Origin of the sequence: Bacteroides ovatus (assembly GCF_001314995.1) — a bacterium.
Classification (GTDB): Bacteria; Bacteroidota; Bacteroidia; order Bacteroidales; family Bacteroidaceae; genus Bacteroides; species Bacteroides ovatus.
In genome coordinates this window covers 4702440-4722405 of the sequence record NZ_CP012938.1, presented here as the reverse complement: position 1 = coordinate 4722405, position 19966 = coordinate 4702440, and the positions used below count along the sequence as shown (strand labels likewise).

The window sequence follows — 19966 nt, the reverse complement described above, 5'->3', positions numbered from 1 at the left end:
AATGAAATCTATATATAAAGGGACTGCCATTATAGCAATTTTATTTATAGTCGTTTCTTGTTCTTTCTCGAAAAAGCAAGCTGCGAATAGGATGGAGACAAATGATCTACCCCAATTGGAAATAGTAGTACTCGATCCCGGACATTTCCATGCCAGCCTGCTTCAAAAAGAGACATTGACAGATGTCAGTGACACCATCCGGATATATGCCCCCGAAGGAACAGGCGTCAATCAATATCAGGAAAGCATTGATTCCTATAACCAGCGGGCGGAATCTCCTACGACATGGAAAAAACAAGTATATACCGGAGATGATTATCTCCAGAAAATGCTTGCCGATCATAAAGGTAATGTAGTAGTATTGGCTGGAAACAATCAAAAAAAGACGCGCTATATCATGGAGTCTATCAAAGCCGGATATCATGTCCTTGCCGATAAGCCACTGGCTATCAATCCACAGGATTTCAAGTTATTGACAGAAGCCTATCAACTCGCCAAAGAAAAGAATCTTCTTTTATACGATCTGATGACGGAACGATATGATATTCTCAATATCATAGAAAAAGAGCTTTTGCATCAGACGGAATTATTCGGAGATTTACAAAAAGGTTCACCGGACAATCCATCTGTCATAATGGAAAGCGTACATCATTTTTTCAAGACTGTTTCTGGCAAACCATTAACTCGCCCGGCATGGTATTATGATGTAGAGCAACAAGGAGAAGGCATTGCAGATGTTACAACACATCTGATCGACCTCATCAACTGGCAATGTTTTCCTGATGAAACGATTCATTATCAATCAGATGTCACTGTGAATACCGCCAAACACTGGCCAACTCCAATTACATTAACAGAGTTCAGTCAATCGACACAAATCGATTCTTTTCCCACTTATCTTAATCGATACATAAAAAACGATGTATTGGAAGTGATGGCAAACGGAAGCCTCAACTATACCGTTAAAGGGATTTGTATAGGAATGAAAGTCACATGGAATTATACTCCACCCACTAACGGAGGAGATACATTTACTTCCATAAAGAAAGGAAGTAAAGCCACTTTAAAAATCGTTCAGGATGAAAAAAATGGATTTGTAAAAGAGCTATATATACAGAAAGAACCGGACATTGACAATCGGACATTTGAAGCTCAATTACAAAAAACAGTGGAACAGCTTCAAATAACTTATCCGTTCTTATCTGTCAAAAACAAAAAGAATGGAACTTATCTGATTGACATACCACAGGAAAAACGGTTAGGACACGAAGAACATTTCAGCAAAGTGGCAAAGGCTTTCCTACATTATGTAGACAATAAGGATATGCCGGAATGGGAAAATGAAAATACACTAGCTAAATATTACATTACTACTACTGCTGTAGAAATGGCAAAGATAGGAAATAAATAAACAAAACAATAGGTGTTAGAAACAAGATGCAAATATTATAAAAATGAAGCCATGTTTCATGGCTTCATTCCTCATATCATGGGGACCCGATTCGATATCCTGCTCATTCATTCCGATATCGACCGATTGAATACACTTTGGGCAGATATCACCTATGAGCTGGAGCGATTGGATAAAATATTAAATCGTTTTGATCCTCATAGTGAAGTTTCCAAGATTAATAGTCATACTTCTCAAAGCAAGATTCAAATCAGCAAAGAGATGGAATCAATCTTACAGCTTTGCTCATACTATTACGAGAGCACTTCGCACTTATTCGACATTACATTAAAAGACTTCTCCAGAATACAACTTCATGAACATTCATGTATCTCCTTTACATCTCCTGATATTTCACTTGATTTTGGAGGTTTTGCCAAAGGATATGCTTTGAAGAAAATAAGAAGATTCATTGAACAGGAGAATATTAGTGATGCATTTGCTAATTTTGGAAACAGTTCGATCCTGGGTATAGGACATCATCCTTATGGAGATTGTTGGAAAGTCAGTTTTCTGAACCCGTACAATCAGTCTCTTCTAAAAGAATTCGATCTGCAGGATACAGCATTATCCACTTCCGGCAATACGTTACAATATACCGGACACATTATGAATCCGCTTACAGGCATATTTAATGAACAACGAAAAGCAAGTTCTATCCTGTCCCCCGACCCGTTGGAAGCCGAAGTTCTTAGTACGGTCTGGATGATTGCCAATGAACAGGAACAAAAAAAGATTTCAGAAAAGTTCAATAATATACAAGCAACCCTATACAATTTATGATATGAAAGAACATAAAGAAAAAGGAGTAGACTTAGGACTCAGACAATTCATCAAAAGCCTGGGATATGTTGCCGGAGGAACCGCATTATTGGCGACCACTCCTTGGCTGACTTCCTGTACTCCGGAGAAACTACAAGAGATCAAGCATGAGAAAGCACGAATCGCTTTGATTGGTACCGGGTCCAGAGGACAATACCACATCCATAACCTCAAAGAAATACCTCATGCACAAATTGTTGCCGTATGTGATAATTATGCCCCCAATCTTCAACAAGCATTGGAACTTTGTCCGGATGCTAAGTCATATACGGATTACCGCAAACTACTGGAATCGAAAGACATCGATGGAGTCATCATATCCACACCATTAAACTGGCATGCACCTATTGTATTGGATGCATTAGCTGCCGGCAAACATGTCTTTTGCGAGAAAGCAATGGCACGTACCCTTGACGAGTGCAAGGCTATCTATGACACTTACAACCAGTCAGACAAAGTCCTCTACTTTTGTATGCAGCGAATGTATGACGAGAAGTACATCAAGGGAATGCAGATGATCCATTCCGGTCTCATCGGAGATGTGGTAGGTCTTCGCTGTCACTGGTTCCGTAATGCAGACTGGCGTCGTCCGATTCCTTCACCAGAGCTGGAACGCAAGATTAATTGGAGATTATACAAAGAGAGCTCCGGAGGATTAATGACGGAATTAGCATGCCATCAGTTGGAAGTTTGTAACTGGGCAGCCCAAAAAATGCCGGAATCCATTATGGGAATGGGTGACATTGTATACTGGAAAGACGGACGGGAAGTTTATGATAGCGTCAATGTCACTTACAGATACTCGGATGGAGTTAAGATCGCATACGAATCATTGATTTCCAATAAATTCAACGGAATGGAAGACCAGATTCTGGGAAGTAAAGGAACCATGGAAATGGCAAAAGGTATTTATTACCTGGAAGAAGACCATTCTACTTCGGGCATCCGACAGCTGATTGACCAGGTAAAAGACAAGGTTTTTGCCGCCATCCCGACAGCAGGTCCCAGTTGGCGACCGGAAACAAAAATGGAGTACACACCACACTTTATCATTGATGGAGATATTCACGTAAACAGTGGATTGAGTATGATCGGAGCAGACAAAGACGGTTCGGACATTATCCTGTCTTCTTTCTGCCAGTCGTGTATCACCGGAGAGAAAGCACAGAATGTAGTGGAAGAAGCATATTGTTCAACGGTTCTTTGTTTACTTGGAAATCAGGCAATGGATGAACAACGCCATATCCTCTTCCCCGACGAATATAAAATACCCTATATGAAATTCTAAACTATGAAAGATATTATTATCACCTCAAAAAAGTTGAAACAAGAAAGGAATATCTTTCTTCTAAGTTTCCTGCTTGCATTTATCATCAATGTAATTGCAATCATTATCTATTCCCGCCCATGGATTGAAATAATATCCCAAATCGGGTATGTCATCGTGATTAGTTTTTTCATCTATCTCATATTATGGATTCCCCGAGGAATCCTGATATTCTTGAGTCACCTTTTCCGAAGAAAAAAATAAGAGATTTACGTTTTTTGAAGGAGAATTGACGGAAATACTCATTCACATATTCTAATAACAACCTAATTTTGGAGAAAAATAGATACTATGACAACAAGAAGAGATTTTATCAAAAAAACAGTAGCAGGTACAGCTGCACTCTCATTAGGAAGCATACTTCCAGGATTCGGTTCAAGCCGTTATCAAGATATTCTGGGAGCTAACGAAAAAATACGTATCGGAGTCATTGGAGTGAACTCGAGAGGTAAGGCCCTGGCGCAAGGATTTGCCAAACTTCCAGATTGTGAAGTTACTTACATTTGTGATGTAGACTCAAGAGCATTAGAAAAATGTCAGGCTGCTATCCACAAAATTACCGGACGTACTCCCAAAGGAGAAAAAGACATTCGTAAGATGTTAGAGTCGAACGATTTTGAAGCAGTGGTGATTGCTACCCCTGACCATTGGCATGCCAAAGCAGCCATTATGGCTATGCAGGCCGGAAAGCATGTTTATCTGGAAAAACCTACCAGTCATAATCCGGCAGAAAATGAAATGCTGATTCGAGCCGCTTTGAAATATAACCGGATTGTTCAAGTGGGTAACCAACGCCGCTCATTTCCCAATGTAATTAAAGCTATGGAGGAAATAAAATCCGGTTCTATCGGAAAAGTGAGATATGCCAAATCTTGGTATGTCAATAATCGCCCTTCCATTGGAACAGGGAAAGTTGTTCCTGTACCTGATTATCTGGATTGGGATTTATGGCAAGGTCCTGCCCCACGTGTTGCAGATTTCAAAGATAATTTCATCCATTATAACTGGCATTGGTTCTGGAATTGGGGAACAGGTGAAGCGCTCAACAATGGAACCCACTTTGTTGATATACTCCGCTGGGGACTGGGCGTAGATTATCCTACAAAGGTTGATTCTATCGGAGGTCGGTATCGTTTTCAGGACGACTGGCAAACTCCTGACACACAACTTATCACCTTCCAATTTGGTGACGAAGCATCTTTTTCATGGGAAGGACGTAGTTGTAATACGATGCCGGTAGACGGATATGGAGTAGGAACCGCATTTTATGGAGAAACCGGAACTCTCTTCATTGGCGGTGGCAATGAATATAAAATTACAGATATAAAAGGTAAAACGATTAAAGAGGTAAAAAGTGATTTAAAATTTGAGACCGGCAATCTGTTGAATCCATCCGAAAAGCTGGATGCCTTCCACTTCCGAAACTGGTTTGATGCCATTCGCAAAGGAACAAAGTTAAATTCCGGAATTGTAGATGCCTGTATCAGTACCCAGTTGGTACAATTAGGTAATATTGCCCAACGTGTCGGACATTCATTACAGATTGATCCGGGAAGCGGACGAATTCTTAACGATTTGGAAGCCAATAAACTTTGGGGAAGAGAGTACGAAAAAGGTTGGGAAATACGGGTTTAAATCATGTACCCATTTCTCGTTTTTTCATTAGGTTATAATTTTACAGAAAGGCATGTCTTTGATAGGATATGCCTTTCTGTTTTCCTTCCGTAAAGCTGATTTATACCCTTTTAACACACGGAATATTCACCGTTTTTCATCGAAATCTCTTTTATTTTTGTATTTTTGCGTGCGTATGCGTTAAAATTATAGTATATACGAATTTTATGAGTGACGAAATCAACGAGATAACGGAAGAACATTCAGACTACAAACCGGCGGACGCGCGGGACGAAAGCGTAAAACATCAGTTAACAGGCATGTACCAGAATTGGTTTCTGGACTATGCTTCATATGTTATTCTGGAACGTGCCGTACCCCACATCAATGACGGTTTAAAGCCTGTGCAACGTCGTATCCTGCATTCTATGAAACGTCTGGATGACGGGCGGTATAACAAAGTGGCAAATATTGTGGGACACACCATGCAGTTCCACCCGCATGGGGATGCTTCTATCGGGGATGCCTTGGTACAGTTGGGACAGAAAGACCTGTTGATTGACTGTCAGGGTAACTGGGGTAATATCCTCACCGGAGACGGTGCGGCTGCTCCCCGTTATATCGAGGCGCGTTTATCCAAGTTTGCGCTGGATGTTGTCTTCAATCCCAAAACTACCGAATGGAAATTGTCATACGACGGACGAAATAAGGAACCAGTCACTCTTCCTGTGAAATTCCCGTTATTACTGGCGCAGGGAGTGGAAGGTATCGCCGTTGGACTTTCTTCCAAGATATTGCCGCATAACTTCAACGAACTTTGTGATGCTTCCATCAGTTACCTGCGTGGAGAGGAATTCCAACTATATCCCGATTTCCAGACAGGCGGCTCGATTGACGTAGCCAAATACAACGACGGAGAACGTGGCGGAGCAGTGAAAGTACGTGCCAAGATCAACAAGATTGATAACAAAACACTTGCAATCACAGAGATCCCTTATGGGAAAACCACTTCAACAGTGATCGACTCTATCCTAAAAGCTGTTGATAAAGGAAAAATCAAAATTCGCAAGGTAGATGACAACACAGCTGCCAACGTAGAAATATTAGTGCATCTGGCACCAGGTACATCATCGGACAAAACAATCGATGCATTGTACGCATTCACCGATTGCGAAGTAAGTATCTCACCCAACTGCTGCGTGATTGATGACAGCAAACCTCATTTCCTCACTGTCAGCAAAGTCTTGAGAAAGTCGGCAGACAACACGCTGGATTTGCTAAAGCAGGAGCTGGAAATCAAGAAAAACGAAATACTGGAAGCGTTGCACTTTGCTTCGCTCGAAAAGATATTTATCGAAGAACGCATCTATAAGGACAAAGAGTTCGAACAATCCAAAGATATGGACGCTGCTTGTGCTCATATTGACGAACGCCTGACGCCTTATTATCCGAAATTTATCCGCGAAGTAACCAAAGAGGATATTCTCAAACTGATGGAAATCAAAATGGGGCGTATTCTGAAATTCAACTCGGACAAAGCGGATGAACTGATTGCCAAGATGAAAGAAGAAGTGGCCGAGATTGATAATCATCTGGCTCACATCGTAGATTATACCGTCAACTGGTATCAGATGTTGAAAAACAAATACGGCAAGAACTTCCCGCGCCGTACGGAACTGCGTAACTTCGACACCATCGAAGCTGCCAAAGTAGTAGAAGCAAACGAAAAACTTTATATCAACCGCGAAGAAGGATTTATCGGAACAGCCTTGAAAAAAGACGAGTTCGTAGCATGTTGTTCGGATATCGATGATGTCATTATCTTCTTCCGCGACGGTAAGTATATCGTTACTCCTGTTGCCGACAAGAAATTCGTCGGCAAAAACGTTCTTTATGTCAATGTATTCAAGAAGAACGATAAACGTACGATCTACAATGTAGCCTACCGCGACGGAAAAGAAGGAACGACATACGTAAAACGTTTCGCCGTGACCTCTGTAGTTCGCGACCGCGAATATGATGTCACACAGGGAACTCCCGAATCACGGATTACCTATTTCAGCGCCAATCCGAATGGAGAAGCCGAAATCATCAAGGTGACACTGAAACCGAATCCGCGTGTACGTCGTATCATTTTCGAGCATGACTTCAGTGAGGTCAGCATCAAGGGACGTCAGGCACGAGGCGTGATTCTTACCCGCTTGCCGGTACATAAGATATCCCTGAAACAAAAAGGAGGTTCTACGCTCGGTGGACGTAAAGTATGGTTTGACCGTGACATACTCCGCCTCAACTATGACGGACGAGGTGAATATCTGGGTGAATTCCAAAGCGACGACAGCATATTGATTGTTCTGAACAACGGTGATTTCTATACTACCAACTTCGACTTGAGCAACCACTATGAAGATAATGTAAGCATCGTGGAGAAGTTTGATCCTAACAAGATATGGACTGCCGCGCTTTACGATGCCGACCAACAGAATTATCCGTATCTGAAACGTTTCTGTTTTGAGGCCTCCAACCGTAAACAGAACTACTTGGGAGAAAATAAGAACAACCGTCTGATTCTGCTGACCGACGAGTACTATCCTCGTCTGGAAGTCATATTTGGCGGACACGACAATTTCCGTGATCCGTTGAATATCGATGCGGATGAATTCATTGCTGTCAAAGGTTTCAAAGCCAAGGGAAAACGTATTACTACCTATGCAGTGGAGACAATCAATGAGCTTGAACCAACTCGCTTCCCCGAACCCTCACAAGAACAACAGGAAGTTCCTGAAGAGGAGCCGGAAAATCTGGATCCGGACAGCGGCAAGAGCGAAGGCGATATTATTGATGAAATCACCGGGCAGATGAAATTATTCTGATGAAGAAAAAACTAATATACCTGGGGCTGACAGGTTGCATCCTGTTCGCCCTTTGCACAAGATTACAAGCGCAGATCGACAGTCTGCAAGCCCATCGGTATGTAACACGTGCCACCATGTATGGTGTCGGATTTACTAACGTTTTCGACACCTATCTTTCACCGCAGGAATACAAAGGAATCGACTTCCGTGTTTCCCGTGAATTGATTCGGATGACCAAGTTGTTTGATGGAAATGTATCTGTGCAGAACTTCTTTCAGGCAAACATCAGCTATACGCACAACCGGGCCGATAACAATAACACTTTCTCCGGATTAGTCAACTGGAACTATGGATTACATTACCAGTTCCGCCTGACAGATAATTTCAAATTATTAGCCGGAGGATTGATAGATGTCAACGGAGGCTTTGTCTATAATCTCCGGAACACCAACAATCCGGCATCCGCACGGGCATACGTCAATCTGGATGCCTCCGGAATGGCTATTTGGCACCTGAAAATCAAACGGTATCCGATGGTGCTTCGTTATCAGGTCAATCTGCCGGTTATGGGAGTGATGTTCTCTCCCCACTACGGACAATCTTATTACGAAATATTCTCTTTGGGAAATTCGAGTGGAGTAATAAAATTTACCTCCCTGCACAATCAACCTTCGTTGCGACAGATGCTCTCCGTCGACCTGCCGATAGGATATACCAAAATGCGCTTCAGCTACCTGGCTGATTTGCAGCAATCCAACGTTAACAATATCAAGACACATACCTACTCACACGTATTCATGGTAGGATTTGTGAAAGACCTATACCGTATCCGAAATAAGAAAGGAACCGCTCTTCCCTCATCGGTTAGAGCTTACTAAGAGAACAAAATTTAATGTTGAAACTTCAAGTGAGAGATCAATTAATGATGAGAAATAAGATTAGACAAATACTTTGGCTGCTCTGCTGCCTTCCGGTGCTGACTGGTTGCATTGGGGAAGATGACTACGCCAATGATCCCAGAGGTAATTTCGAACAACTATGGAAGATCATTGACGAACAGTATTGTTTCCTGGATACGAAAGGCATTGACTGGGATGCTGTTCATGACGAATATAGCAAACTGATTATTCCGTCGATGTCCAATGATGACCTGTTCGACATCCTAAGCCAAATGCTTTATATCTTGAAAGACGGGCATGTCAATCTATCTTCTGCCAGTCGTATTTCTTATTACGATGCATGGTATCAGGGCTACCCTTGGAATTATAGAGAAGATATTCTTTATAACTATTATCTGGGTAGTGCCAATTCAGGCTATCGCACATCTGCTGGTCTTAAATATAAAATATTTGACAATAACATAGGATACATACGTTATGAAAGTTTCAGTGCCGGAGTTGGAGATGGCAATTTGGATGAGGTCCTTTACTATTTACAAATCTGCAATGGACTAATTATCGATGTCCGTGATAACGGAGGAGGTAATCTAACCAATTCTTCACGCATAGCTGCCCGGTTCACTGATAAACTGGCATTAACAGGATATATCCAACATAAGACAGGTCCGGGACACAATGATTTCTCAGAGATGGAACCCATTTATTTAGAACCCTCCAACAGTATTCGTTGGCAAAAAAAGGTCGTGATACTAACCAATCGTCGATGTTATAGTGCCACAAATGATTTTGTTAACGTAATGCGCAGCTTAAACAATGATAACGAAGATAAAAGAATCATCCAGCTGGGCGATCAGACCGGTGGTGGATCAGGGCTGCCATTTTCATCAGAATTACCCAATGGCTGGAGCGTCCGCTTCTCTGCCAGCCCCCACTTTGATAAGTATGGAAAGTCATTGGAAGATGGAATAAAACCTGATGTATACGTAAACATGGATAAGATTCTGGAAGAAGGGATAGAGCAGGGTGACATAGAATCACAAAAGAAAGATCCACTGATTGAAAAGGCATTCGAAATCTTAAGTGAATAACTTTATTGCCAAATTATTTGCCAAATCAGAAAATCTTCCTATCTTTGCACCGCTAAACAAAAAAGCTACACATGCGGCTGTGGCGTAATTGGTAGCCGCGCCAGACTTAGGATCTGGTGTCGTGAGACGTGTAGGTTCGAGTCCTATCAGCCGCACTAAAAATAAACTAGAAGCCTTCAAGATACTATCTTGGAGGCTTTTTAATTGGTTAGACATGAAGAAACATCAACTTTGCTGCATCGGTCACATCACATTAGACAAAGTAGTCACCCCCCAAAACACTGTCTATATGCCGGGAGGAACGGCTTTTTATTGTTCACATGCCATCCGCCATTTTAACGACATCGATTACGCTTTAGTAACAGCTGTCGGTGCCACTGAAATGAACGTCGTAGAACAACTACGTGAAATGGGTATTCATGTAACCGCCCTGCCAAGCAAATATTCCGTATACTTCGAGAATATCTATGGCGCCAATCCGGACGACCGTACTCAACGTGTATTAGCGAAAGCCGATCCGTTCATTGCCGGTCAGCTGAAAGATATAGATGCACAAATCTACCATCTCGGCTCTCTGCTGGCAGACGACTTCTCATTGGAAGTAATCAAAGAACTATCTCAAAGAGGGTTGATTGCAGTAGACTCACAAGGCTATTTACGTGAAGTGCGTGACACCCACGTCTATCCGGTGGATTGGACAGATAAGCGGGAGGCTCTGCAATATATCCATTTCCTGAAAGTCAACGAGCACGAGATGGAAGTGCTGACAGGTCTTTCCGATCCGCATGAAGCTGCCCGTCAATTATATGAATGGGGCGTGAAAGAAGTGCTTGTCACCTTGGGAAGCATGGGATCACTTATTTTCGACGGAAAAGACTTCTATCGTATTCCGGCATATAAACCCAAAGAAGTGGTAGATGCAACAGGGTGTGGAGACACTTACACCATCGGGTATCTATACCAACGGGTATCGGGTGCCGGCATCGAAGAAGCCGGACGTTTTGCAGCAGCCATGTCAACTTTAAAAATAGAGAAATCAGGTCCTTTCAATGGCAGCAAAGAAGATGTCATTCAATGTATGACCACTGCGGAACAGATGTTTTAAAACAGGAAATCATAAAACGAACAGCGTATATATAGGATATACCTCCCCCGACGGGTAATCCTCATCCCATTATTCAGGCACGAACAACACCGGTTCGTGCCTGACTTTTTTCAACAGTCACCTCTCTTTTAGTGTTAAAATCAACCATTCCCTCTTTTTTCCAAAATCTTTTTTGAATTTCGTTTGTTTCCTTTGTTACTCTTGCCAAAAGACGGCAGAAAAAAGACTTCAACCTAAATAATAACAAATGGAAAAATTTAATGCAATGAGGACTAGACTTTTACAACATCTTCAGAAAAAAGCCATCAGGTCAAAGAGCATCATGACGCTTGTTTGCCTGCTACTGGCCTCTGCATCAGCCTTTGCACAGACAAAGACGGTGACAGGAACAGTGACGGACGCTGCCAATGAACCATTGATCGGCGCATCGGTACTCGTACAAGGAACTTCCACCGGAACCATCACGGACATGGACGGTAAATATTCAATCTCTGTCACTCCGGAGGACGTACTGGCATTTTCATACGTGGGGATGACTTCGCAAACCATTAAAGTGGGGACACAGAACGTCATCAATGTCACTTTAAAAGAAGATTCACAAGTACTAGCCGAAACAGTCGTTATCGGATACGGTAGTGCAAAGAAAAGAGACTTGACAGGTTCTATCACCAATATCAAAGGAGAAGAGTTAGCCAACAAACCGGCAATGAATCCGCTGTCTTCCCTTCAGGGGAAAGTGGCAGGTGTGCAGATTGTAAACTCCGGACGAGCCGGATCGGACCCGGAAATCCGTATTCGCGGAACAAACTCCATCAACGGATATAAACCGCTGTACATTGTCGACGGATTATTCAATGACAACATCAATTTCCTGAATCCGGAGGACATCGAATCCATGGAAATCCTGAAAGACCCGTCATCTCTGGCTATCTTCGGTGTTCGCGGTGCGAATGGTGTTATCATCATTACCACAAAGAAAGCCAAAGAGGGACAGACACTGGTCAATATCAATACTTCTTTCGGTTTCAAGAAAGTGGTAGATAAAGTGAAACTGGTGAATAGTTCACAATTCAAGGAACTATATAACGAACAGCTTGCCAATCAGAAAGATGACCCTTTCGATTATGCCGGCTGGGATGCCAATACCGACTGGCAAGACGAAATTTTCCAGACTGCTTTCATTACAAACAATAACATCAGTATTACAGGGGCTTCGCCCAAACATAGTTTCTACCTGGGAGTAGGCTACTCTTACGAACAAGGCAACATCGAGCATGAAAAATTCAGTAAGATAACCATCAACGCAAGTAATGATTATAAGATTACGGACTTTTTGAAAGTCGGTTTCCAATTCAACGGAGCACGTATGCTTCCTGCAGATTCCAAACAGGTGTTGAATGCTCTGCGTGCAACTCCTATCGCTCCGGTATATAACAACGAATACGGATTATATACGGCTCTGCCCGAATTCCAGAAAGCGCAGATCAACAACCCGATGGTAGACGTCGAATTAAAAGCGAATACTACCAAAGCGGAAAACTACCGGGCATCCGGTAACATTTATGGTGAGGTAGACTTCCTGAAACATTTCACGTTCAAAGCGATGTTCTCCATGGATTATGCGTCGAACAACGGACGGACATATACACCGATCGTAAAAGTATACGATGCCGCTGTCAACGGAGGGATCTCTACTTTGGGAACAGGCAAGACCGAGGTCAGCCAGTTTAAAGAGAATGAAACAAAAGTTCAGAGTGACTACCTGTTGACATACACCAACAGCTTTGATAATGGAAATCATAACCTGACAGCTACCGCCGGTTTTACTACCTATTATAATTCGTTGAGCCGATTGGACGGAGCACGCAAGCAGGGGGTCGGACTGGTTATTCCGGATAATCCGGACAAATGGTTTGTCAGCATCGGCGATGCAGCTACCGCTACCAATGGAAGTACTCAATGGGAACGCAGTACATTATCCGTACTTGCACGTGTGATCTACAACTATAAAGGTAAATATCTGTTCAACGGATCTTTCCGCCGGGATGGTTCTTCCGCTTTCTCCTATACAGGAAATGAATGGCAGAACTTCTTCTCGCTGGGTGGAGGTTGGTTGATGTCCGAAGAAGAATTTATGAAAGACATCAAATGGCTGGATATGTTGAAAATCAAAGCATCTTACGGTACGTTAGGAAACCAGAACCTGGATAAAGCCTATCCTGCCGAACCCTTATTGACCAATGCTTATTCGGCCGTATTCGGTAAACCGTCCATCATTTATCCCGGATACCAGCTTGCCTATCTTCCTAATCCTAACCTGCGTTGGGAAAAAGTAGAAGCCTGGGAAGCCGGATTTGAAACGAACCTGCTTCGCAACCGCTTGCATTTTGAGGGTGTTTACTATAAGAAGAATACCAAAGATTTGTTAGCCGAAGTTCCCGGGATTTCCGGAACTATCCCCGGTATCGGAAACTTGGGAGAGATTCAGAATAAAGGAGTGGAAATGGCTGTAACCTGGCGCGATCAGATTGGTGACTGGGGATATTCCGTCAGTGCCAACCTGACTACTATCAAGAATGAGGTAAAAAGTCTTGTTCAGGAAGGATATTCCATCATTGCCGGAGATAAGCAGCAAAGTTACACAATGGCAGGTTATCCTATCGGATATTTCTATGGTTACAAAGTGGCAGGCGTTTATCAGTCACAAGCAGATATTGACGCATCACCCAAAAATACACTGGCTACCGTTACCCCCGGTGACCTGAAATTCGCCGATGTAAACGGTGACGGAGAAATCACCCCGGAAGACCGTACCATGATAGGCAACCCGACTCCAAAGGTCACTTACGGTTTTTCCCTCGGAGTAGACTACAAGAATTGGTCGTTAGGCATCGACATGATGGGACAAGGTGGAAACAAGATTTTCCGTACATGGGATAACTACAATTTTGCCCAGTTCAACTACCTGGAACAACGTTTGGACCGCTGGCACGGAGAAGGTACGTCCAACACCCAACCGTTGCTGAACACCAAACATTCTATCAATAACTTGAATTCCGACTATTACATTGAGAACGGTAGTTTCTTCCGTATCCGTAATGTACAGTTAGCTTATACGTTCGACAAGAGCTTAATTGCCAAAATACGTCTGCAAGCCCTGAAAGTCTATGTCAACATACAGAACCTGAAGACATGGAAACATAACACCGGATATACTCCCGAACTTGGAGGAACTGCCACCGCATTCGGAGTAGATAACGGCAGTTATCCTGTACCTGCAGTCTATACCTTCGGTATCAACCTAACATTCTAGTGACAAGGTGCCACTGCCAGTTTTCCATGCGGAACACAACTTTAATCTTTAAAACTATCATTATATGAAACTGAATAAATATATATTTGCAACCCTTATTACTTCAACTACATTATTTCTAGGTAGTTGTAGTGACTTTCTGGATCGTAGTCCGCAAGGACAGTTCACGGAAGATGATAATCCGAACGCACTGGTCAACGGTAAGATTTATAATGTGTATACGCTGATGCGTAACTATGATGTCACTGCCGGACCTCCCGCGCTTGCCATCCACTGTTTCCGTTCCGAAGACTCGGAAAAAGGAAGTATTTCCAGTGACGGTTCTGACGTGGCCGAAATGTACGACGACTTCGTATACACACCGACCAACGGCCTGCTGGGTGCTTATTGGGGAAGGAATTATGCCATCATTTACCAATGTAATGACATTCTTACCGCTATTGCAGAGAAAGAGACAGCCGGACAGACAGAAGCTGAAGATATTATCAACAAAGGAGAAGCCTCTTTCTTCCGCGCTTATTGTTACTTCAATCTGGTAAGAGCTTTCGGCGAAGTTCCTTTGGTGACTTACAAAATCAACGACGCTTCGGAAGCCAATATCCCGAAGACAACCGCTGATAAAATCTATGAGCAGATTGACAAGGACCTGAAAACAGCAGAAGAGTCATTGCCGGAAACATGGAGTAGCGAATACACCGGACGACTGACTTGGGGAGCTGCCCGTTCCTTACACGCGCGTACTTATATGATGCGCAACGACTGGAACAATATGTACACAGCCTCCACCGATGTCATCAAAAAGGGGCTCTACAACTTAAAGACTCCGTATAATGAGATTTTCACGGATGATGGTGAAAATAACGGAGGTTCCATATTCGAGTTGCAATGTACAGCCACTGCCGCCCTTCCTCAAAGCGATGTTATCGGTAGCCAGTTCTGTGAAGTACAGGGTGTGCGCGGAGCAGGTCAATGGGACTTGGGCTGGGGATGGCACATGGCAACAGAATACATGGCGCAAGCCTACGAACAGGGTGATCCACGCAAAAACTCCACCCTACTCTACTTCCGCCACTCGGACAGCGATCCTATCACTCCGGAAAATACCAACGAGCCATACGGTGAATCTCCGGTTTCTCCGGCAATAGGTGCTTACTTTAACAAGAAAGCCTATACCGACCCGGCTTTGCGTAAAGAATATACCAACAAAGGATTCTGGGTAAACATTCGTCTGATCCGCTACGCAGATGTACTGCTGATGGGAGCCGAATCAGCTAATGAAAAAGGTATTCCGGGTGAAGCAATCGACTATTTGGAACAAGTACGCGCACGCGCCAGAGGCACCAACAGCAATATATTGCCTAAAGTGACGACTACCGATCAGGGAGAATTGCGTGAGGCCATCCGCCACGAACGCCGTGTGGAATTAGGGTTGGAATTCGACCGTTTCTATGACCTCGTTCGTTGGGGCATTGCAAAAGAAGTGTTGCACGCAGCCGGTAAAACCAATTATCAGGACAAAAACGCACTGCTTCCACTGCCGCAGACAGAGATCGACAAGTCTAAGGGAGTGTTAGTACAGAACCCCGACTACCAATAAGAAAGTTCCTCGGTGCCGAACGGTTGTTTCCTCGGTGCCGAAACTACTGTTCCTCGGTGTCGAACAATGTCCTCCTCGGTGCCGAACATTCAACGCATCAGGAGGACTTTATATGAATAGAGATAAAATTAACTATAATAATATGATATACAAAAAGTTAAGTCTATCCGTCCTGTTGTTTGCCGCAGGTTTTCTAACCGCGTCGGCACAAAAGTCGCCACAGGATATGGATCGTTTCATCGACGTATTGATGAATAAAATGACGCTGGAAGAAAAAATCGGACAGTTAAACCTTCCCGTCACCGGAGAGATCACTACGGGACAAGCTAAAAGCAGCGACATTGCCGCAAAAATCAAGAAAGGCGAAGTGGGAGGATTGTTCAATCTGAAAGGAGTAGAGAAAATACGTGAAGTACAGAAACAAGCTGTGGAAGATTCCCGGCTGGGTATTCCGTTATTGTTCGGGATGGACGTTATTCACGGATACGAAACGATGTTCCCTATCCCGCTCGGTTTGTCTTGCACCTGGGACATGACAGCCATTGAAGAGTCTGCCCGCATTGCAGCCGTAGAGGCAAGTGCTGATGGAATCTCATGGACTTTCAGCCCGATGGTGGATATTTCACGCGACCCTCGTTGGGGACGCGTATCCGAAGGTAGTGGCGAAGACCCGTTTCTCGGTGCCATGATTGCCGAAGCGATGGTACGCGGCTATCAGGGGAAAAACATGGAACGGAATGACGAAATCATGGCCTGCGTAAAACACTTTGCGTTATATGGGGCAGGCGAAGCCGGCCGCGACTATAACACCGTAGATATGAGCCGCCAACGAATGTTCAATGATTATATGTTGCCGTATGAAGCAGCTGTTGAAGCGGGTGTAGGTAGCGTGATGGCTTCTTTTAATGAAGTAGACGGTATTCCGGCCACTGCCAATAAATGGCTGATGACGGATATTCTCCGCGGACAGTGGGGATTCAACGGTTTTGTGGTAACTGATTATACCGGCATTTCAGAAATGATCGACCACGGTATCGGTGATCTTCAGACAGTATCCGCCCGTGCCATCAACGCCGGAGTGGATATGGATATGGTAAGCGAGGGTTTTGTAGGGACACTGAAGAAATCCGTTCAGGAAGGAAAAGTCTCTATGGAAACATTGAATACGGCTTGTCGTCGTATTCTGGAAGCCAAATATAAACTGGGATTGTTTGATAATCCTTATAAATATTGCGATCCGAAACGTCCGGCACGCGACATCTTTACCAAAGCGCATCGTGATGCAGCCCGCAGAATTGCAGCAGAAAGTTTCGTTCTTCTGAAGAATGACAGTCCCGACGGTAATCCGAATGGAAATCCGTTGTTGCCTTTCAACCCTAAAGGAAATATTGCAGTAATCGGTCCGTTGGCAAACAGCCGTAGCAATATGCCGGGTACATGGAGCGTAGCTGCTGTGCTCGACCGTTGCCCTTCTTTGGTAGAAGGATTGAAAGAGATGACAGCCGGAAAAGCGAATATCATGTACGCTAAAGGAAGCAACCTGATTAGTGATGCAAGTTACGAAGAACGGGCAACGATGTTCGGCCGTTCCCTGAACCGTGACAACCGCACCGACCAGCAGTTGCTGGACGAAGCATTGAACGTAGCCCGTCGGTCGGATATCATCATCGCAGCGCTAGGCGAATCTTCTGAAATGAGCGGTGAAAGCAGCAGTCGTACAGACTTGAATATTCCCGACGTACAACAGAATCTGTTGAAAGAACTTTTAAAGACAGGCAAACCGGTGGTACTGGTGTTATTCACCGGACGTCCGCTTACGCTGAACTGGGAACAGGAGCATGTGCCTGCCATTCTGAATGTATGGTTCGGAGGTAGTGAAGCCGCTTACGCCATTGGTGACGCCCTCTTCGGTTACGTCAATCCGGGTGGTAAACTGACTATGACTTTCCCGAAGAATGTCGGCCAGATACCTCTTTATTATGCGCACAAAAATACCGGACGCCCATTGAAAGATGGCAAATGGTTCGAGAAATTCCGCAGCAACTATCTCGATGTGGATAATGATCCGCTTTATCCATTCGGTTACGGCCTTTCTTATACGACATTCTCTTACAGTGACATCGACTTGAGTCATTCTTCCATGGACATGAACGGTTCGTTGACCGCGGCAGTGGAGGTTACCAATACCGGAACATGGCCCGGCTCGGAAGTGGTACAGCTTTATATCCGCGACGTTGTGGGTAGCAGTACCCGTCCCGTCAAAGAGCTGAAAGGTTTCCAAAAGATATTCCTAGAACCGGGAGAAATGAAGATTGTCCGTTTCAAGATTGCTCCGGAAATGCTTCGATACTATAATTATGACTTGCAACTGGTTGCCGAACCGGGCGACTTTGAAGTGATGATCGGTACGAACAGCCGTGATGTGAAAACCGCGAAGTTCACATTAAACTAAACTTTTATCACCTTGATTATGAACGATAAATATAAAAGAATAATAGAAATGAGTGCACTTCCGCTCATGTTACTATTTCTATCCGCCGTTGCCCTGACTTTCCAGAGCTGTAAAGGGAAAAGCAAAAGCAACAACCTTTCCGCAGCCACCGACTCGTTATCGGACGACGCCCTGATGGATACCGTCCAGCGACGGACTTTCCTCTATTTCTGGGAAGGTGCCGAGCCGAATAGCGGCTTGGCTCCCGAACGTTATCATGTGGACGGCGTTTATCCAGAAAACGATGCCAACGTAGTCACTTCCGGCGGCAGCGGCTTCGGCATCATGGCTATCCTTGCGGGAATCGACCGCGGTTACGTCACCCGCGAAGAGGGACTGGCACGAATGGAACGCATCGTTTCTTTCCTCGAAAAGGCAGACCGCTTCCACGGAGCCTACCCTCATTGGTGGTATGGTGATACGGGCAAAGTGAAACCATTCGGCCAGAAAGATAATGGTGGCGATCTGGTAGAGACCGCTTTCCTCATCCAAGGGCTACTGGCCGTACACCAATATTATGTCAACGGAAACGAGAAAGAGAAAGCCCTCGCCCAACGTATCGACCAGATTTGGCGGGATGTCGACTGGAACTGGTATCGGCAAGGCGGGCAAAACGTTCTTTACTGGCATTGGAGTCCGACGTATGGCTGGGAAATGAATTTCCCTGTACACGGCTACAACGAATGTATGATTATGTATATTCTTGCCGCCGCTTCTCCTACACACGGAGTACCTGCGGCTGTCTATCATGACGGTTGGGCACAGAACGGAGCCATCGTTTCTCCGCATAAAGTGGAAGGAATCGAGTTGCACCTCCGCTATCAGGGCACCGAAGCCGGACCGCTTTTCTGGGCTCAATACTCTTTCCTCGGACTTGATCCGGTGGGACTAAAAGATGAATACTGCCCCAGTTACTTCCACGAAATGCGCAACCTGACACTGGTGAACCGTGCTTACTGCATCCGCAACCCTAAACATTACAAAGGTTTCGGACCGGACTGTTGGGGACTGACTGCCAGCTACTCCGTCGATGGATATGCGGCTCATTCGCCCAATGAGCAGGAGGACAAAGGAGTAATCTCCCCTACCGCCGCACTTTCATCCATTGTCTATACACCGGAATATTCCATGCAGGTAATGCGCCATCTATATGGTATGGGAGATAAAGTGTTCGGTCCTTTCGGATTCTACGATGCTTTCAGCGAAACGGACAATTGGTATCCGCAACGTTATCTGGCTATCGACCAGGGTCCTATTGCTGTCATGATCGAAAACTACCGGACCGGATTATTATGGAACCTTTTCATGAGCCATCCCGACGTACAGGCCGGATTAACCAAACTTGGTTTTAACACCAACAAACAAGACGTGAGACAGAAATAAGAGGGAATCTCGGTGTGCGGAA

General features: G+C 44.3%; 13 protein-coding genes and 1 tRNA gene. All 14 read left to right on the top strand.

The window, feature by feature from the left end:
* Position 1: 1 nt before the first annotated feature.
* Positions 2 to 1411 carry a putative oxidoreductase C-terminal domain-containing protein gene (locus tag Bovatus_RS18015; RefSeq protein WP_004299597.1) on the top strand — a complete coding sequence of 470 codons (1410 nt, stop codon included), beginning with the start codon at positions 2 to 4 and terminating at the stop codon, positions 1409 to 1411.
* Between the two features lie 51 nt (positions 1412 to 1462).
* A complete protein-coding gene (locus Bovatus_RS18010) occupies positions 1463 to 2233 on the top strand; it encodes an FAD:protein FMN transferase (RefSeq protein WP_004299594.1) in 771 nt (256 codons plus the stop codon).
* 1 nt (position 2234) lies between these two features.
* On the top strand, positions 2235 to 3560 hold the full coding sequence (locus tag Bovatus_RS18005; RefSeq protein WP_004299593.1) for a Gfo/Idh/MocA family protein: 1326 nt from the start codon (positions 2235 to 2237) through the stop codon (positions 3558 to 3560).
* Positions 3561 to 3563: 3 nt separating this feature from the next.
* Positions 3564 to 3803 (top strand): hypothetical protein, encoded by a 240-nt coding sequence (locus Bovatus_RS25730; RefSeq protein WP_004299591.1) that lies wholly within the window; start codon positions 3564 to 3566, stop codon positions 3801 to 3803.
* Between the two features lie 87 nt (positions 3804 to 3890).
* Entirely contained in the window at positions 3891 to 5234 is a 1344-nt protein-coding gene (locus Bovatus_RS17995; RefSeq protein WP_004299590.1) for a Gfo/Idh/MocA family oxidoreductase, read from the top strand.
* 206 nt (positions 5235 to 5440) lie between these two features.
* A complete protein-coding gene (locus Bovatus_RS17990) occupies positions 5441 to 8086 on the top strand; it encodes a DNA gyrase/topoisomerase IV subunit A (RefSeq protein ID WP_004299586.1) in 2646 nt (881 codons plus the stop codon).
* Positions 8086 to 8946 carry a DUF3316 domain-containing protein gene (locus Bovatus_RS17985; RefSeq protein WP_004299583.1) on the top strand — a complete coding sequence of 287 codons (861 nt, stop codon included), beginning with the start codon at positions 8086 to 8088 and terminating at the stop codon, positions 8944 to 8946. Before Bovatus_RS17990 ends, Bovatus_RS17985 begins: the two co-directional genes overlap by 1 nt.
* A 47-nt stretch (positions 8947 to 8993) precedes the next feature.
* Positions 8994 to 10055 (top strand): S41 family peptidase, encoded by a 1062-nt coding sequence (locus Bovatus_RS17980; RefSeq protein WP_032847289.1) that lies wholly within the window; start codon positions 8994 to 8996, stop codon positions 10053 to 10055.
* Between the two features lie 73 nt (positions 10056 to 10128).
* Positions 10129 to 10210 (top strand) — tRNA-Leu (locus Bovatus_RS17975).
* 59 nt (positions 10211 to 10269) lie between these two features.
* Positions 10270 to 11160: a carbohydrate kinase family protein gene (locus Bovatus_RS17970; RefSeq protein ID WP_004299579.1), complete on the top strand. Its 891-nt coding sequence runs from the start codon at positions 10270 to 10272 to the stop codon at positions 11158 to 11160.
* Between the two features lie 247 nt (positions 11161 to 11407).
* Positions 11408 to 14473, top strand: a complete 3066-nt coding sequence (locus Bovatus_RS17965) for a SusC/RagA family TonB-linked outer membrane protein (RefSeq protein ID WP_004299575.1) — start codon at positions 11408 to 11410, stop codon at positions 14471 to 14473.
* A gap of 64 nt (positions 14474 to 14537) precedes the next feature.
* The gene (locus Bovatus_RS17960; RefSeq protein WP_004299573.1) at positions 14538 to 16070 is read left to right on the top strand and encodes a RagB/SusD family nutrient uptake outer membrane protein; all 1533 of its coding nucleotides are present in this window, start codon (positions 14538 to 14540) and stop codon (positions 16068 to 16070) included.
* Between the two features lie 142 nt (positions 16071 to 16212).
* Entirely contained in the window at positions 16213 to 18522 is a 2310-nt protein-coding gene (gene bglX, locus Bovatus_RS17955) for a beta-glucosidase BglX (protein ID WP_004324488.1), read from the top strand.
* Positions 18523 to 18540: 18 nt separating this feature from the next.
* The gene (locus Bovatus_RS17950; RefSeq protein WP_004299571.1) at positions 18541 to 19944 is read left to right on the top strand and encodes a glucoamylase family protein; all 1404 of its coding nucleotides are present in this window, start codon (positions 18541 to 18543) and stop codon (positions 19942 to 19944) included.
* The last annotated feature ends 22 nt before the right edge of the window (positions 19945 to 19966 follow it).

Bases quoted from the DNA above. Each gene is read 5' to 3' on its own strand.
- Bovatus_RS17970 (WP_004299579.1), top strand. From the start codon at position 10,270: ATGAAGAAACATCAACTTTGCTGCATCGGTCACATCACATTAGACAAA.
- Bovatus_RS25730 (WP_004299591.1), top strand. From the start codon at position 3,564: ATGAAAGATATTATTATCACCTCAAAAAAGTTGAAACAAGAAAGGAAT.
- Bovatus_RS17965 (WP_004299575.1), top strand. From the start codon at position 11,408: ATGGAAAAATTTAATGCAATGAGGACTAGACTTTTACAACATCTTCAG.
- Bovatus_RS17960 (WP_004299573.1), top strand. From the start codon at position 14,538: ATGAAACTGAATAAATATATATTTGCAACCCTTATTACTTCAACTACA.
- Bovatus_RS17950 (WP_004299571.1), top strand. From the start codon at position 18,541: ATGAACGATAAATATAAAAGAATAATAGAAATGAGTGCACTTCCGCTC.
- Bovatus_RS18015 (WP_004299597.1), top strand. From the start codon at position 2: ATGAAATCTATATATAAAGGGACTGCCATTATAGCAATTTTATTTATA.
- Bovatus_RS17995 (WP_004299590.1), top strand. From the start codon at position 3,891: ATGACAACAAGAAGAGATTTTATCAAAAAAACAGTAGCAGGTACAGCT.
- Bovatus_RS17990 (WP_004299586.1), top strand. From the start codon at position 5,441: ATGAGTGACGAAATCAACGAGATAACGGAAGAACATTCAGACTACAAA.
- bglX (WP_004324488.1), top strand. From the start codon at position 16,213: ATGATATACAAAAAGTTAAGTCTATCCGTCCTGTTGTTTGCCGCAGGT.
- Bovatus_RS18010 (WP_004299594.1), top strand. From the start codon at position 1,463: ATGTTTCATGGCTTCATTCCTCATATCATGGGGACCCGATTCGATATC.
- Bovatus_RS18005 (WP_004299593.1), top strand. From the start codon at position 2,235: ATGAAAGAACATAAAGAAAAAGGAGTAGACTTAGGACTCAGACAATTC.
- Bovatus_RS17985 (WP_004299583.1), top strand. From the start codon at position 8,086: ATGAAGAAAAAACTAATATACCTGGGGCTGACAGGTTGCATCCTGTTC.
- Bovatus_RS17980 (WP_032847289.1), top strand. From the start codon at position 8,994: ATGAGAAATAAGATTAGACAAATACTTTGGCTGCTCTGCTGCCTTCCG.